This window comes from Pseudoalteromonas sp. Isolate6 (genome assembly GCF_022398435.1).
Lineage (GTDB): Bacteria > Pseudomonadota > Gammaproteobacteria > Enterobacterales > Alteromonadaceae > Pseudoalteromonas > Pseudoalteromonas galatheae.
Genome location: NZ_JAKEVK010000106.1, coordinates 1 through 15,568, shown reverse-complemented (window position 1 = coordinate 15,568; position 15,568 = coordinate 1). Strand labels below are relative to the sequence as shown.

The 15,568-nt window shown below is 43.9% G+C and carries 12 protein-coding genes; 7 read left to right on the top strand and 5 right to left on the bottom strand.

Annotation, left to right across the window (positions count from 1 at the left end):
* Window positions 1-94: 94 nt before the first annotated feature.
* Genes L1D50_RS14455 through L1D50_RS14445 form a run of 3 tightly spaced genes read left to right on the top strand, consistent with a single transcriptional unit; the run spans window position 95 to window position 5,879 of the window.
* A complete protein-coding gene (locus L1D50_RS14455; protein ID WP_128728337.1) occupies window positions 95-1,969 on the top strand; it encodes an alpha-amylase family glycosyl hydrolase in 1,875 nt (624 codons plus the stop codon).
* Window positions 1,970-1,972: 3 nt separating this feature from the next.
* Window positions 1,973-3,472 (top strand): MFS transporter, encoded by a 1,500-nt coding sequence (locus L1D50_RS14450; RefSeq protein WP_128728336.1) that lies wholly within the window; start codon window positions 1,973-1,975, stop codon window positions 3,470-3,472.
* A gap of 10 nt (window positions 3,473-3,482) precedes the next feature.
* Entirely contained in the window at window positions 3,483-5,879 is a 2,397-nt protein-coding gene (locus L1D50_RS14445) for a glycoside hydrolase family 15 protein (protein ID WP_239966278.1), read from the top strand.
* Between the two features lie 61 nt (window positions 5,880-5,940).
* On the opposite strand, the gene L1D50_RS14440 is transcribed toward L1D50_RS14445, so the two are convergent.
* Window positions 5,941-6,960, bottom strand: coding sequence for a LacI family DNA-binding transcriptional regulator (locus tag L1D50_RS14440; protein WP_128728408.1), 1,020 nt, complete (start codon window positions 6,958-6,960; stop codon window positions 5,941-5,943).
* Between the two features lie 318 nt (window positions 6,961-7,278).
* Here L1D50_RS14440 and glk point away from each other — a divergent pair, with 318 nt between their 5' ends.
* Together glk and L1D50_RS14430 are read left to right on the top strand one after the other, a co-directional pair.
* Entirely contained in the window at window positions 7,279-8,280 is a 1,002-nt protein-coding gene (gene glk, locus L1D50_RS14435; RefSeq protein ID WP_128728334.1) for a glucokinase, read from the top strand.
* A gap of 10 nt (window positions 8,281-8,290) precedes the next feature.
* Window positions 8,291-9,310: a LacI family DNA-binding transcriptional regulator gene (locus L1D50_RS14430; RefSeq protein WP_128728333.1), complete on the top strand. Its 1,020-nt coding sequence runs from the start codon at window positions 8,291-8,293 to the stop codon at window positions 9,308-9,310.
* A gap of 328 nt (window positions 9,311-9,638) precedes the next feature.
* Here L1D50_RS14430 and L1D50_RS14425 read toward each other — a convergent pair whose 3' ends face one another.
* From L1D50_RS14425 to purM, 3 genes are read right to left on the bottom strand one after another with little or no spacing between them, the layout of a single operon-like run.
* Complete coding sequence (locus L1D50_RS14425) at window positions 9,639-10,334, bottom strand: DUF3108 domain-containing protein (RefSeq protein WP_128728332.1); 696 nt, start codon at window positions 10,332-10,334, stop codon at window positions 9,639-9,641.
* A gap of 13 nt (window positions 10,335-10,347) precedes the next feature.
* Window positions 10,348-10,998, bottom strand: coding sequence for a phosphoribosylglycinamide formyltransferase (gene purN / locus L1D50_RS14420; RefSeq protein ID WP_128728331.1), 651 nt, complete (start codon window positions 10,996-10,998; stop codon window positions 10,348-10,350).
* Entirely contained in the window at window positions 10,998-12,050 is a 1,053-nt protein-coding gene (gene purM / locus L1D50_RS14415; protein ID WP_128728330.1) for a phosphoribosylformylglycinamidine cyclo-ligase, read from the bottom strand. The genes purN and purM overlap by 1 nt, the downstream gene beginning before the upstream one ends.
* 353 nt (window positions 12,051-12,403) lie before the next feature.
* Between purM and L1D50_RS14410 the strand changes: the two genes are divergently transcribed.
* Together L1D50_RS14410 and L1D50_RS14405 are read left to right on the top strand one after the other, a co-directional pair.
* Window positions 12,404-12,646 carry a DUF465 domain-containing protein gene (locus L1D50_RS14410; RefSeq protein ID WP_128728329.1) on the top strand — a complete coding sequence of 81 codons (243 nt, stop codon included), beginning with the start codon at window positions 12,404-12,406 and terminating at the stop codon, window positions 12,644-12,646.
* A gap of 390 nt (window positions 12,647-13,036) precedes the next feature.
* A complete protein-coding gene (locus tag L1D50_RS14405; RefSeq protein ID WP_239966279.1) occupies window positions 13,037-14,401 on the top strand; it encodes a bifunctional diguanylate cyclase/phosphodiesterase in 1,365 nt (454 codons plus the stop codon).
* A gap of 51 nt (window positions 14,402-14,452) precedes the next feature.
* Here L1D50_RS14405 and L1D50_RS14400 read toward each other — a convergent pair whose 3' ends face one another.
* Window positions 14,453-15,424, bottom strand: coding sequence for a LysR substrate-binding domain-containing protein (locus L1D50_RS14400; RefSeq protein WP_128728328.1), 972 nt, complete (start codon window positions 15,422-15,424; stop codon window positions 14,453-14,455).
* Window positions 15,425-15,568: the final 144 nt, after the last annotated feature.

Here is a 15,568-nt window from a genome sequence, read left to right as displayed (position 1 = left end):
ATCTAATTAAGGGTCTCTCTGAATACATATGTAATGGGTTCAGTACGTTCGTTTACGCAAGTAGACTCTTTTAAAACAGCATTATGACAACACTATGAAAAATAAATCTCTACTATTGGCTGTGTCAGCGCTTTTGGGTGGTGCAGTAGGTTTAAGCGGCTGTGGCCCTAAGCCAGTTGACAATAAAACTGAACAAATGACATTGCAATCGGAAGTGGCACCAGTGAGCAAACCCGTTGTTTATCAAGTCTTCACAAGGCTCTTTGGCAATACCAAAACGGTGAACAAACCTTGGGGAACAATTGAGGAAAACGGTGTAGGCAAGTTTTCTGATTTTACTCCTACGGCACTACAACAAATCAAGGCGATGGGCGTGACCCATGTTTGGTATACCGGTGTCCTTCATCACGCAGTCGTAACCGATTATAGCAAGTATGGGATCAGCCAAGATGATCCTGATGTTGTAAAAGGCAGATCGGGTTCACCCTATGCGATAAAAGATTACTACAATGTTAATCCTGATCTTGCGAACGATCCTTCCGCACGACTGGCTGAATTTGAAGCCTTAATCAAACGCACACATGACGCCGGTTTAAAAGTGATCATTGATATTGTGCCAAACCATGTCGCTCGTAACTATGAGTCACTCGGTGCGCCCAAAGGAACTGTCGATTTTGGCGCGAATGACGACACGCAAGTTGCATATGCTAGGGACAATAACTTTTATTACGTGGTTGGTGAAGAATTTGCAGTACCAACGAGTGAAAGCTATCAGGTGTTAGGGGGGGGAACCCATCCATTAGCGGATGGCAAATTTGCAGAAAATCCAGCAAAGTGGACCGGTAATGGGGCTCGTGCGGCAAAGCCTGATATTAATGATTGGTATGAAACCGTCAAAGTGAATTATGGGGTAAAGCCTGATGGTAGCTACGATTTCGATCGCTTGCCAGATGAGTATGCGCAGCAAGATTACCGTGCGCACTTTGAATTTTGGCAACACAAGCAATTGCCCGATAGTTGGTACAAATTTCAAGCCATTACCCACTTTTGGTTAGAAAAGGGCGTAGACGGTTTTCGTTACGATATGGCGGAAATGGTGCCAGTAGAGTTTTGGAGCTTCTTAAACTCGTCGATTAAAACAAAAAATCCTGAAGCTTTCTTGCTTGCAGAAGTCTATAACCCCACTTTATATCGCCCGTATATCAAGCAAGGGAAAATGGATTACCTCTACGACAAAGTGGGTTTTTACGACACCTTGAAGGCGTTAATGCAAGGCAAAGGTAGTGCCCAAGCTGTGTTGGATAGTCATCAATCGGTAGCCGATATTGCTCCACATATGTTGCACTTTTTAGAAAACCATGATGAGCAGCGTATCGCAAGCCCTGAATTTGTAGGCGATCCGCTAAAAGGCAAACCCGCTATGGTGGTCAGTCACCTGATAAGCACAGCGCCATCAATGATCTATTTTGGACAAACATTAGGGGAAGATGCCTCTGAGCATGCAGGGTTCGGCAGTCCAAGCAGAACCAGTATCTTTGACTATATTGGTGTACCCGAACATCAAAAATGGATGAATAACGGAAAATTTGATGGCGCGTTACTGTCAAATGAGCAAAAGGCGCTTCGTAATTACTACGTCAAATTACTTAACCTTGCAAAGCAGCCGGCGATTGCTGCTGGTGAATACCAGCAAGTCGTTATGAGCGCTGAGATGTCAAGCAATGCTGAAGCCGTCATGGCATTTGGCCGTAAATTAGGTCAACAAAAGCTGTTGGTCGTGAGCAACTTTAATGCAGAACAAGAACAAACAGTCACCGTCAATCTGCCTAAAGACTGGCAGGGTACTTATAACGATATTTTAGAGTCACACCCGACTTTACAATTACAACCAACAGCTGATGGCGAGCATGCCAACGCAACGATTACGCTAGCGCCGCTTGCCAGCGCAGTTTATCAATTAGAGAAGTAACCTATGCAACAAGAACAACAAAAACCACAACTCAGTTTTTGGCAGATATGGAATATGTGCTTTGGGTTTCTTGGGATCCAATTTGGTTTTGCACTACAAAACGGCAACGTGAGCCGTATTTTTCAAACCCTTGGTGCAAAGGTCGATGACATCCCTATATTGTGGGTTGCAGCGCCCTTAACGGGTTTAATCGTGCAACCAATTATTGGCTATTGGAGTGATAGAACATGGGGAAAACTTGGCCGTAGAAGACCATTTTTCTTGTGGGGGGCTATTCTCACCACGCTATCGCTTTTTATCATGCCCAATTCTCCAACGCTTTGGATTGCGGCGGGTATGCTGTGGATCATGGATGCGTCGATCAACGTCACGATGGAGCCGTTTAGAGCATTAGTAGGTGATAATCTGAATGAAAAGCAACGTGCTACAGGTTATGCGATGCAGAGCTTTTTCATTGGGGTTGGTGCCGTGGTCGCGTCTGCGCTGCCTTGGGTGATGACCAATTGGTTTGAGGTGAGTAATACAGCACCTGCTGGACAAATCCCTGACTCGGTAAAATACGCATTTTACTGGGGGGGAGCTATCCTGTTCATCTCCGTATTATGGACGATTTTAAAAACGAAAGAATATAGTCCTGAGCAACTCGCTGCTTTTGAACAAGCGCAAACGAATACGCAAAGCGCAACACTGTCAGACCTACCTGTGAACTTTATAAAAGGCAGTGCGGTGAGTGGTTTCATTGGCGTTATTGTGTTGCTTGCCGTTGCACTTCTTGGCCTTGAAAAAGAGCTTTATTTGCTTAGCGGGCTGCTCATCGCTTTTGCAATTGTATTTGTCATTGCGCATGTGATGCAGCAAAAACAGCGTGTAAGTAATGGTTTTTATCATGTTATTTTTGACTTATTTACGATGCCAAAGACCATGCAGCAGCTTGCTGTGGTGCAGTTTTTTAGCTGGTTTTCGCTATTCGCCATGTGGATCTACACTACCTCAGCGGTGACGAGCCATCACTATGGTACGTCAGATGTAACGAGCAAACTTTATAACGATGGTGCTGACTGGGTTGGGGTGTTATTTGCAGCTTACAATGGCTTTGCTGCCATTGCTGCGATGGTGATCCCATTCATGGTTAAGCACATTGGTCTCAAAGGGGCACATGCAGCTAACTTGTTTTTTGGTGCTGTGTCTTTAATTAGCTTCAAATTTATTGGTGACCCCACATTACTTTGGTTGCCAATGGTGGGCATTGGCTTTGCTTGGGCATCTATTTTGTCATTACCTTACGCGATGTTAAGTAACGCTTTGCCAAGCAACAAAATGGGTGTATTTATGGGGATCTTTAACTTTTTTATCGTGATCCCACAATTACTCGCCGCCAGTATTCTAGGTCTAATTCTACGTCATGGTTTTGATAACCAACCGATATTTGCACTCGTCATCGGAGGCGTGTCATTTTTACTCGCTGCATTAGCTGTTTCAAGAGTCACGATAAAGGCTCAATAAGGAGAACGAGATGATTAAACTATCAACAATTGCACTTGCTCTGGTAAGTGCTGGCCTCATGGGTTGCGGATCACAGCAATCTGGCAATGAAACCCTGACGGCACCAGGTGAACCTGGCGTTAAACCTTATTGGTCATACTCTGGAAAAACGGGGATTGGTACGTCGTACGAAGCGTACGAAGACGGCAAGTACAGTGATTCTACGGCTACTAAAGCAGTTTCAAAGGTATGGTTTTCTGTTGCAAAAGGGATGATCACAGAGACCATGTTTGGACTTATTCACCAAGCGCAGATCAAAGACATGCAATTCATCATCGTGGGTGACGGCTTTGCAGTGAAAGAATCTGATACTGACGCCCTAGATGTCACGATTGACTATCTTTATAAAGATGCCAATGGACGACCGTTATCGCTGGCTTACAAAATTTTAAGCAAGGATAAACAAGGCCGCTTTACCCTTGAAAAGCATATTTTTACCGATCCTGACGGACAAACCTTGTTTGTTAGAGCAAAAGTAGATACTGCTCTCAAAGATGTAAAAGCTTTTGTGAACGTAAACCCATACGTGAATAACAATGGCTTAAACGATTTTGCAAAAGTGACAGAGCAAGGTTTGTTAGCATGGGAAGGTAAGAATTATCTCTCTTTGCAGAGCAAAACTGGCTTTGTTGAAGCATCTGTCGGTTTTACTGGCACCAGCGATAATTTAGCGGCACTTGAGTCTACAGGACATATAGCTCAGGCTTATGCGTCTACAGGTAAAGAGAGTGGCAACGTTAACTGGTTGGCAAACTTAGGGCAAGTGAAGGGCAGCAGCACCTTTGATCTTACCTTGAGTTTTGGTCATTCTCAGCAGCAGAGCTTTGCAGAGGGGGCGGCTACATTAGCCAAAGGTTACGATAAGGTACTGGCTGATTATAATGGTCAAGGCGAAGCGACGGGCTGGCAAGATTATCTCGAAAGTTTAGCGCCACTAAAGTCCATGACGACAAATACTGCAGACAACGGCAAGCTACTTTACACCAGTGCACTAGTGCTTAAGGCGCAAGAAGATAAAACCCATGCCGGTGCGCTGATCGCATCGCTGTCAAATCCGTGGGGAGACACAGTGCCAGCAGAGCAAGGTCATACCGGTTATAAAGCAGTATGGGTGCGTGATTTTTATCAAGTAGCGATGGCATTTTTGGCGATGGGAGATACACAAACAGCACTCACTGCTTTTGAGTATCTAGAAAAAGTGCAAGTTACGGATAAAACACCGGGTAACCATGGTGATACTGGCTGGTTCTTACAAAAAACGCATGTAGATGGCGAGCTTGAGTGGGTTGGTGTACAGCTTGACCAAACGGCAATGCCAATCATGCTGGCATGGAAACTGTGGCAATCGGGTGTGCTAAGCGATGAAAGACTGGTTTATTGGTACAATAAGATGTTAAAGCCTGCGGCTAACTTCTTAGTTGAAGGGGGACTGGCTAAAATATTGTGGAATGACACGCAAATCACACCGCCTGCGACACAGCAAGAGCGTTGGGAAGAGCAAAATGGCTATTCGCCATCGACTACCGCGGCAATCATTGCTGGCCTTGTGACGGCGAGCGATATTGCTAAATTGGCTGGTGATAAAGCGGGACAAGAAAAATTCCTTGCGACGGCGCAGCAGTACAATCGTGATGTTGAGTCATTCATGTTCACAACCAAAGGGAGTCTGCAAAGCAAACACAGTGACGGTCAATATTTCTTCCGTATTGGACAAGACAAAGATCCTAATTCCAGTACGACCTTAAATGCCAACAATGGCCGCAGCGGAATGGATAAGAAGCAGATCATCGACGGTGGCTTTTTAGAACTTGTGCGTTACGGGGTTAGAGGGGCTGACGCCCCGAGCATCGTGGCCACCATGCCTGAATACGATGATGAATCGATAGCTGACAACTTAAGAGTAAAATATAGCTTTAAATTTGATGGTGATGTTAATAGTTATCCGGGGTACCGCCGTTACGGTAATGACGGTTATGGTGAAGATGAGAAGCGCGGTATCAATTATGCCGAAAATGGTCAGAATACTGATGGCCAACGCGGTCGAGTGTGGCCTTTCTTTACCGGAGAGCGTGGTCACTATGATATTGCGCTGGCGCTGCTTGATGGTGAATTAAGTGCGGATGAACAGAGCAAAATACAAAATACTTATGTGAAGGGGATGGAGCACTTTGCTAATGAAGGCATGATGTTACCTGAGCAAGTATGGGATGGTGTGGGTAAAAATACCTTTGGCTATCAACTTGGCAAAGGAACCAACTCGGCGACGCCTTTGGCTTGGACACATGCTGAATACGTAAAGTTAGTACGCTCTCTTAATGAAAAGCAAGTATGGGATCACTACCCAATCGTAGAAAGTAAACTGAAATAACAAACTGTAAGTAAACACATAAAAAATGCCGAACATGAGTTCGGCATTTTTATCGCTATTGCTACCGTGAAGACTGCCTAACAATCAATTTCGGCGGCAAGAGGGTAGAGGTTACCGCTTCACCTCGGATAAGCGTAAGTAGGTTATCGACCAGCATTTGCCCTGCCAATGTGGTGTTTTGCTGCACAGTAGTCAAAGAGGGAGAAACATAACCCGCCGCGGCAATGTTATCAAAGCCAACGACATGCACATCATGCGGCACGCGAACGCCCGCTTCTTGAAGCGCCTTAATCGCGCCAATAGCAATGAGATCGCTAGCAGCGAAAAGCGCATTAAATTTAACATTGTTGGCGATTAAAGAGCGAGTCGCATGATACCCTGAGTCTTCTGTGGAAATCGCATTTGCCATTTTACGGTCACTCACCTCAATACCTTTTGCTTTAAGGGTGTCTCTAAAGCCTTTAAAGCGCGCAAAAAATTCCGGGCTGTGATCCGAGGCATCGCCAATAAACGCACAATCTGTTCTGACCATGTCAATTAAATGCTTTGCAGCTAATACACCACCACCGTAATTGTCGCAGCTCACAGTTAGGTCTGGACGGTTATCAACCGTTGCCCCCCAACAAACAAACTTTGTGTGGTTGTCGAGTAGAGTTTGTAACTTTGACTGGTAATCGATGTAATCACCATAGCCGAGTAAAATTAACCCGTCAGCACGATGACTATCCTCGTAATCGGCATGCCAATCACTGCTCGTCGATTGAAACGACACTAAAAGGTCATAGCCTTCTTTCGCGCATGCTCGGGTAATACTGCCAAGCATACTTAAAAAGAAAGGATTAATTTGTGACTCGTCTTCTGTGGGATCTTCAAATAACAGCAAAGCCAATGTACTGCTTTGCTGAGTGCGCAGATTACTCGCGTTTTTATCGACCTTATAGTTAAGCTTTTTAGCAATCTCATGAACGCGACGACGAGTTTCTTCGTTAACCAAAGGGCTATTTCTTAGGGCGCGCGACACCGTAGATTGCGAAACGCCAGCATAATGGGCGATATCAAATGAAGTTGCTTTACCTTTCATGTTCTTCTCAACGCTTAAGACAGTGACATTGTCAGTCATTCAATTTTTTTTTCAACCAATTTCACCGAATTTGCAAATTTTTATTGATACAGTCTGACACCGGTGTCATAATGTCGATGTTTTATCATTTTGTTGTCAAAACGTATTTGGCTGCCCTATGCCAAGGGCAGCACTTTTTTACCAAATTAACAGAATAACAGGTAAGAGCAAAAGCCAAGGCGTGCAAATTTTGGCGAGTTGAGACAGTAAATTGCAGGACGTGTGCTGGCAGCCCTGATGTTAGCCCAAGCATAATCGCAGTGATAAAGAGATAATAATATGAGCCAGACAACAAGCCATTCATCCGTGCCGTTTGAGCCGATTGTCGTTGCCGACATCGGGGGAACAAACGCCAGATTTGCAATCGTGTCAGATTTTGATGCGCGAACTAACCATTTTTCAATTACGCATCAAGTCACTTTTCCTAGTGCTGAATTCCAGTCTTTTGAATCCGCTATCCAAAAATATTTAACTGAGCTACCTGTTGCGCAACCAAGCAGAGCCTGCCTCGCGGTTGCTGGTCCTATTAAATCTCAGCAAGTTCATTTAACTAATTTAGGTTGGCACTTTAGTTCAGAAGATATCAAAGCTCAGTTCGACTTTACCGAGCTTGCCGTGATCAACGATTTTGCCGCTTTTGCCTACGCGGCACCTTATTTGGCACTAGAGAAAAATCTAGTAATTAAGCAAGGTCAACCTGAGCTAGGTGCAAATATCGGCGTGATGGGTCCGGGCACTGGATTTGGTGCGGCTTGTCTTGCTAGAGATATCAATGGCAGCGCAGTGATGAGCTGTGAAGCAGGGCATATATCGCTTGCGCCGGTTACTGCTCTAGACAAAGAGTTATTAAAGGTGCTGCGCGCGAGTATTCAACATGTTTCAGTCGAAACGGTATTTTCAGGTCCGGGTATTGCGAGACTCTATAAAGCCATGGCTGAAGTGCGTGGTGAGCAAGCTAAAGATCTTAATGCTGCGCAGATCAGTGCGCTTGCGAAAGAATGCAAGGTTTGTGACGCAACATTGAGTCACTTCTGTGACTGGATGGGGAGCGTAGCTGGCGATTTAGCGCTGACTTTTGGAGCCTTAGGTGGTGTTTATATTGGTGGTGGGATCTTGCCGCGGATGAAAGCGCGATTACAAGCAAGTAGCTTTGTTGAGCGCTTTACCGAAAAAGGCATGATGTCACAGTACACGAGCCAAATTCCAGTGACTTTGGTGGTACAAGATAATATCCCACTGATTGGTGCAGCGGCATGTATTCATGAGCGACGCCGAGCTTAAGGGAAAATCGATGAAAAAAGTAACTATTAATAGCGTTGCCGAATATGCCGGAGTATCTAAAAAGACTGTATCTCGAGTATTAAATAACGAGCCAAATGTTAGTCCAGCAACGCGGGAAAAAGTCCTGAAAGTCTTTGAAGAGCTGAATTATAAGCCAAATCCTATTGCACGCGGTTTGGCACAAAACCGTAGCTTTATCATTGGCTGTTTATACGACAATCCATCAAAAAGCTATATCACGCGAGTGCAAAGTGGTGCGCTGGAAGCGTGTCAGAAGCATAGTTACAATTTATTGATACACCCTTGTGAACTGCGCGGCCAAGACCTCATCGACAATGTTGAGCAGCTGCTGACCACATCGAGACTTGATGGTATTGTGCTTACTCCACCGTTTTCAGACTCCAACGAGCTTATTGCTTTTTTAAAGCAACGTAATATTCCCTATGCACGCGTTGCTTCAGCCATTGAAGGTGATGATTCGATTTCAATTCGCAGTAATGACGAGCAGGGGGCTTTTGAGTTAACTGAGCATCTGATCAATTTAGGTCATACCGAAATTGCCTTTATTAAAGGTCACCCTGATCACAGTGCTACAGAAAATCGTTTCTCTGGCTACCAAAAAGCGCTAGCAAAACATGGCATTGAATATCGCGAACGATTAGTTGCAGAAGGTAACTTTAGTTATCACTCAGGTGCAGACAGTGCAAAAGCCATATTGGACTTAGAGCCAAGGCCAACGGCTGTATTTGCATCAAACGACTACATGGCTGCGGCCGTGTTAAAACTTGCTACACAGCGGGAGATCAAAGTGCCCGAGCAGTTATCTATTGCTGGGTTTGATAACGCACCTATCGCAAGGCATATTTGGCCGGGCCTGACGACGATAGCACAGCCCGTGGAAGAAATGACTCGGATAGCGGTAGAAGAGCTGATTAAGCATATAACTCAGCCGCAAGAAGCACCGTTTCAGCAGGTTTTAGAAGCTAAACTCATCACTCGAGAATCGACGAAAGCGCGCTCGAGCTCATAACATTTTCAATTTTTATACTTGCCCCAAAGCCCAGCGCCTAGCCGTTGGGCTTTTTATTAGGGAAGTGACGGCAGCAATACAGTAGAACGGAGCGACTTGCTCTAACGAGTTATACCAATTGTATTAGGTAAATGAGCTATTTGAAGCGGAGAAATAGCTTTAGTAGCTCCGCTCTCGCGTCCTGCTACCGCCAAGGTACCTATATCCATATAGGCAAGGAAAAAATTTTGCTATTTAGTTGTTCTAAATGAGAAATTTTTAACGACGCTAATATGGTATTTCACCCTTCAAATTGATTGGAGACTTAGTGCAATTGGTATTAATGCTTTCAACTATCAGATTTTGGTTGATAGGTTTTAAGCTCAATCTGAAATTGTTCCATACCATCTTTGCCTTTAAACATTTTAACCAACATGTGATCGTAGTTAGGAGCAAACCAAGCAATAGCTTGTCGGTCGCTATCATCGTAAACGCGCTTAACCTTGATGGTTTTGACATTACCAAAAGGTAAGGTGATCATTTCCTCGCCGACAACTTCAAAATCATAGCTTCGCTGGCCGCCTTTTTTGTCTATGATTGGGTAGCTAAACTTGGTTTTTCCGGCTTTCAGGTCTTCTCGCAGCTGTACCTGATAACTAATTAAATCTTGCTGATTCTCAAGCCACTTCACTTTCAGTGGATACTTTTCTTCACTGGAGGTAATTGCTTGGTTTTGATGATCAAACTTAATTTTGTAGCTTTTATCTGGGCCAGTCCCTTCACGAGTCATGCTATAGTGTAGTGGGCTTACAGTATGCTCGGTGACTTTAAACAATGACTCTTCAGTTCTTACGTCCGAAAAAATCATCCATTCGATATCACTTTTGTAGCGCACAGCGTATGTTGCGTCTGCAATTTTTGTGAGATCGCGGGTGGCCGTACCATGAACCTCACCTTTGCGCGAAACTTGGTATTCGGCGTGATATTCAGTGAGCGAGTTTGCAAATGTGGAGGTAGAAAGTAGAGCGCTAATACCAATTAGCACAGCGCTCCATTTTTTATTTTTCTGGGTACGGTGCGCCTTGAATTGGTAAGGTTTTGTTATCAAAAACAGCATAGTCTGCTTCCATTGTTAGTCTTTGTTCGCTGAACCATTTGACCACCAAAGGATAAAGAATGTGTTCTTGCTTATGCACACGTTGCGCCAGTGACTCTGCCGTATCATCTGGAAGAATAGCGACCTTGGCTTGACAGACCACAGGACCACCATCTAACTCCTCTGTGACAAAGTGAACGCTAGCACCATGTTCTGCATCGTTTGCATCGATTGCTCTTTGGTGGGTGTTCAACCCTTGATACTTAGGCAACAAAGAAGGATGAATGTTCAACATTTTTCCTCTAAATTTTTGCACCAAGTTTGGAGTTAGAATACGCATAAATCCAGCTAATACAACCAAATCTGGTGTAAAGCTATCAATTAGTTGACCAAGCGCAACGTCATACTCTTCACGAGAAGTGTATTGCTTATGGTCTAAAACGGATGTTGCTATGCCAGCTTCTTGCGCTCTGGTTAGGCCGTATGCGTCCGCTTTATTACTAATAACGGCAGCAATTTCACCTTGAATATAGCCAGCTTTGCAAGCATCAATGATGGCTTGCAAATTCGAACCACTCCCAGAAATCAGAACTACAAGGCGAGTGGGTGCCATTACTCGGCACCACCTAAGATCTCAACTTGTTCTTCACCAGCCTGAGCGTCTTGAATTTCACCGATGTGCCAAGCGTTCTCGCCTTGTTCTTTTAGGATTTCAAGACTTTGCTCAAGCTTATCAGCTGGAACAACTAAGATCATGCCAACACCGCAGTTGAATGTGCGGTACATCTCGTGAGTTGCAATGTTACCGTTTTCTTGTAGCCAGTTGAAGATTGCAGGCCATTGCCAGCTATCACCCTTGATCACTGCTTTCGCTGACTCAGGTAGTACACGAGGGATGTTTTCCCAGAAGCCACCGCCAGTGATATGAGAAAGTGCGTGAACATCAACTTCTTTTAATAGCGCTAAGATTTGCTTTACGTAGATACGGGTCGGCTCTAGCAGGTGCTCGCCTAGAGTTTTGCCTTCGAACTCTGCGTTAGTATCTGCGCCAGATATTTCTAGTACTTTACGAATTAGAGAGTAGCCGTTTGAGTGCGGACCGCTTGAACCTAGTGCAATTAGCTGATCGCCAGATGCAACTTTAGTTCCATCAATGATTTTAGACTTTTCGACCACACCAGTACAAAAGCCAGCCATATCGTAGTCATCGCCTTCGTACATGCCTGGCATTTCAGCTGTTTCACCACCGATAAGCGCACAACCCGAAAGTTCACAGCCCTTACCAATACCAGATACCACATCTGCTGCGACGTCAACGTCTAACTTGCCTGTGGCATAGTAATCCAAGAAAAACAGCGGTTCAGCACCTTGGACAATAAGATCGTTAACACACATAGCAACTAGGTCAATACCTACTGTGTCGTGCTTTTTCAAATCGATAGCTAAGCGTAGCTTAGTACCAACACCGTCAGTGCCAGCAACCAAAACAGGCTCTTTATATCCAGTTGGAAGTTCGCATAGTGCACCAAAACCACCAATGCCACCCATTACTTCAGGGCGACGAGTTTTTTTTACTACGCCTTTAATTCTTTCGACCAATGCGTTGCCCGCATCGATGTCAACGCCAGCGTCTTTATAACTAAGAGACTGTTTTTGTTCGCTCACAGGTTTTCCTCAAAAGTTGCTAGATAGATTTGCTTAGAAACGCCGCCATTTTACAACAATTGCATCTAGGCGGCTAGCGACTTTGCGAGAAACCCCGAGAATGTGGTCAAAGGTCCTAGCTTTTATGGGGTAGATAGTATAAAGAAGCAGCAAAATACCGAGGGCTAAGCAAGGTTTGCGTTAGATCAATACTCAAAGGCGACAGCGGGTTACTATGGGAGTAGGCCCAATCAGACAGTAACTTCATCAATACTTTGAAGCGACTGTTACTACGGCGCATTGATTGGGTCTACTCTTTGAGGTTGGGTGTATATCTTAACCTCGTGTATATGGCTATTTATGGGAATAAAACGATGAACATTGAACGTCACAGCCTAGCTAAAGAACTCCCAGAATTTAAAGATAGAATTCATGACTTAAAACTGTCAGATGGACACTTCTCAAGGTTATTTAAAGATTACCATGAAGTGGACAATGAAGTTATTCGGATTGAAGATGGTGTAGAGCACTCAAGTGATGAGTATCTCGAGTCACTAAAGAAAAAAAGGCTGTGGTTAAAAGATCAGCTTTACCAAATTCTAAAAAGCGCGGATTAAACTCTTGTCTTGGCCAATCAGCTAATATGAGCGGGCTACCTAGCCCGCCACTGTGTTCCCCACCCAATATTGAATAATTCTTTCTGTCCCGAGCAAGGGCGTATTTATAATCTATACTCTAACCATTGTACTCTATGCACGATGATTCCTTTGATTGCACTTATATTAGTATTAGCTGGCAGCTTTATCATGGGATTAGCTTTTTCTCCGGCCTTTAAAATATGTCGATTAACTTCTTCGGTCGGTTGGCGAGTGTTGTTAATTCTTATGGCTCTGTTTGAATTTGGATATTTGAGCTTTGCCTACTTCCTGTACGATCACAATAGCGCGAGTTTTATTGAGCAAGGCTTAAGTTTAATCCTGTTTCTAGGTTCCATTTTTGTTTTTGTGGTGAATTGTTTGAGTCTAACTAGCCTGCAAGAATTGAATGAAATTGCAACACAGGCCAAGTATAACGCAGAACATGATTTTTTAACGGATTTAGAGAATCGCCAGCGTTGCATTGATGCTATTAATGAACGTAAACATCAGCAGCTTGATTTTAGTGTTATCCTGGTAGATTTGAATAATTTCAAGCAGATCAATGATGCTAAAGGGCACTTTTTTGGTGATAAATTACTGGTGGAACTGGCGCATAAAATGGGGGCAGCACTGCTTCCTCGTAGCAAGTTATATCGCATGGGCGGCGATGAATTTATTATTTTAATGGACGTGACAGACGTAAATTGTATTTACTCCCAGAACAATGCGCTGCTGAGTGAGCTAAAGTCAGGTATTGAAGTTGAAGAGCTACAACTTGACGTGACGTACAGTGCAGGCGCAAGCTTATGGACTCAGTCGCGTCAGCTCGATGTTTTTGAGCTATTGAAGCAAGCTGACATCGCTATGTATTCGGCCAAACATAGCCGGCAAAGCATTGTTATTTTTGATGAAGAGCTTCATGAGGGAATTGAAGCCGAATTCCAGATGCTGGCCAATCTAAAGGTTGCACTCGCACGTGGTGAACTTGCGCTTCATTATCAACCGATTGTTTGTTCGAAAAGTGGTGATATTCATGGGGTTGAAGCCTTACTTAGATGGCCGCAGCCAGATGGCTCAATGACAATGCCGGATCAATTTATTGAATTGGCGGAGCGTAATAATTTGATCCGCCAGCTGAGTACATTTGTGATCAATCGTGTTTTTCAAGATCTCGCTATCTTAACTGAAATAGATAACAAGTTAGTTGTACATATTAATCTTTCTTGTCAGGACTTTGCCGAGCAGAACTTAATTAATACCCTCGCAATGCTTCTGGATACACACCGAGTAGACCCAACACATATTGTGTTTGAGCTCACGGAAAGTACGGTGATGGAAGAAGTTGAGAAGGCACGGAGCATGATTGAAACGTTAATTGATATGGGATTTGCAGTCAGCATTGATGATTTTGGTACTGGTTTTTCTTCATTTTCAATATTAAAGGAGTTACCAATTTCTCAAATTAAAATTGATGGCTCGTTTGTGAGGCAAAGCCATGAAAGTGAAAAAGATCAAGCCATAGTCGAAACAAGTATGTTTTTAGCGCGTAAATTGAATTGCAGTATAGTTGCTGAGGGTGTTGAAAGCGATGCCTGCTTGCAGTATTTGTATAGCTTGGATTGTCCTTATATTCAGGGCTTCCAGATCTGTGAACCACTCTCGCTAAGCGAATGCGTAAAGTGGATTAATTCCCAGAGCATGGTGAGAGGTGCGATGAAAAGGTTAGACGGATGAGAGTAATAATCCTTTTCTACTAAAAGCTTATTGTCCAGATATACGAGTCAACTAGAACGTCAACATGGGTTTAGGTGGGACGAAGCCATACATTTGTTCAAACCCCGGGATCTCTGTTTCCCAAATCGGTGTTTCCTCACCAATATATGCTCTGAATGCATCTAAGAAAAGCCTCGTTCTAACCGGTAAATCTCGGTGAGGGTAGAGGGCATACATCGCAGCGAAGTCAACTAACTTAATATTCGTTAAAATTGGCTGTAACTTCCCTTCAATAATCTCTTTACCAACTAAAAACGCAGGCGCTACGATGTAGCATGTACCTGATAATACACTTTCTAGCAAGGTATCTCCGTCATTGGTTCTAAAGATACTTTTAACAGGCATTTGTTGTTCGATGCCTTGCTCGTCTTGATAGGTGATACTGGTAAACCTTAGCGCATCACTGGCGTAAGTTGCTGCAGGTAACTCGCTGAGCTCTTCAAGGGAGCTTGGTGTGCCATGGGCTTTTAAGAAGGTTGGGCTTGCTAATATGAGCAATCGATTGCGTGCAATTCTACGAGCGATAAGCGAAGAATCTTTCGGTTCGCCGACACGAAAAGCTAAATCAAAACCTTCACCGACCAAATCTACTAATCTGTCTTCAAGTCGAAGCTCAACCTCGACGTGGGGGAAACGTTTCTGAAAATCGTTAATGACAGGCTGTACATAGCGTCTACCTACTACAGTGGAGCTCGCAATTTTAAGCAAACCTTTAGGCTCGGTGTGATAATTTTGTGCGATCCGTTGTGTGTCGTTGAGTAATAGCCTTAGCTCCTCTGCTTTTTTTACCATCTCAGAACCAGCAGAAGTGAGTGAGAAAGAGCGAGTTGTACGGTTCATTAATCTTACGCCAAGCTCTTCTTCTAATTTGGTCATCTGTTTAGAAATGACAGAACGGTCAATATTTCTCAACTGTGCCGCACTGGCAAAGGAACCGCGCTCCACAACGTCTAAAAAGATTAATAATCTGCTGCTAATATCCATGATGCGAAAAAGTTCACCAACACTGATGCCATTGTGACACTAAACAATTGGAAATGCGAGTAGCATATTTACACTAATAAAGTTGTGGCTCGTTGCTAACAATGGTTTAATGAAGTGAAGCGCATAGGTCAAATTATTTTATTT

Coding starts and splice junctions, on each gene's coding strand:
- L1D50_RS14455 (WP_128728337.1), top strand. CDS start 95: ATGAAAAATAAATCTCTACTATTGGCTGTGTCAGCGCTTTTGGGTGGT.
- L1D50_RS14450 (WP_128728336.1), top strand. CDS start 1,973: ATGCAACAAGAACAACAAAAACCACAACTCAGTTTTTGGCAGATATGG.
- L1D50_RS14445 (WP_239966278.1), top strand. CDS start 3,483: ATGATTAAACTATCAACAATTGCACTTGCTCTGGTAAGTGCTGGCCTC.
- L1D50_RS14440 (WP_128728408.1), bottom strand. CDS start 6,960: ATGAAAGGTAAAGCAACTTCATTTGATATCGCCCATTATGCTGGCGTT.
- glk (WP_128728334.1), top strand. CDS start 7,279: ATGAGCCAGACAACAAGCCATTCATCCGTGCCGTTTGAGCCGATTGTC.
- L1D50_RS14430 (WP_128728333.1), top strand. CDS start 8,291: ATGAAAAAAGTAACTATTAATAGCGTTGCCGAATATGCCGGAGTATCT.
- purN (WP_128728331.1), bottom strand. CDS start 10,998: ATGGCACCCACTCGCCTTGTAGTTCTGATTTCTGGGAGTGGTTCGAAT.
- L1D50_RS14410 (WP_128728329.1), top strand. CDS start 12,404: ATGAACATTGAACGTCACAGCCTAGCTAAAGAACTCCCAGAATTTAAA.
- L1D50_RS14400 (WP_128728328.1), bottom strand. CDS start 15,424: ATGGATATTAGCAGCAGATTATTAATCTTTTTAGACGTTGTGGAGCGC.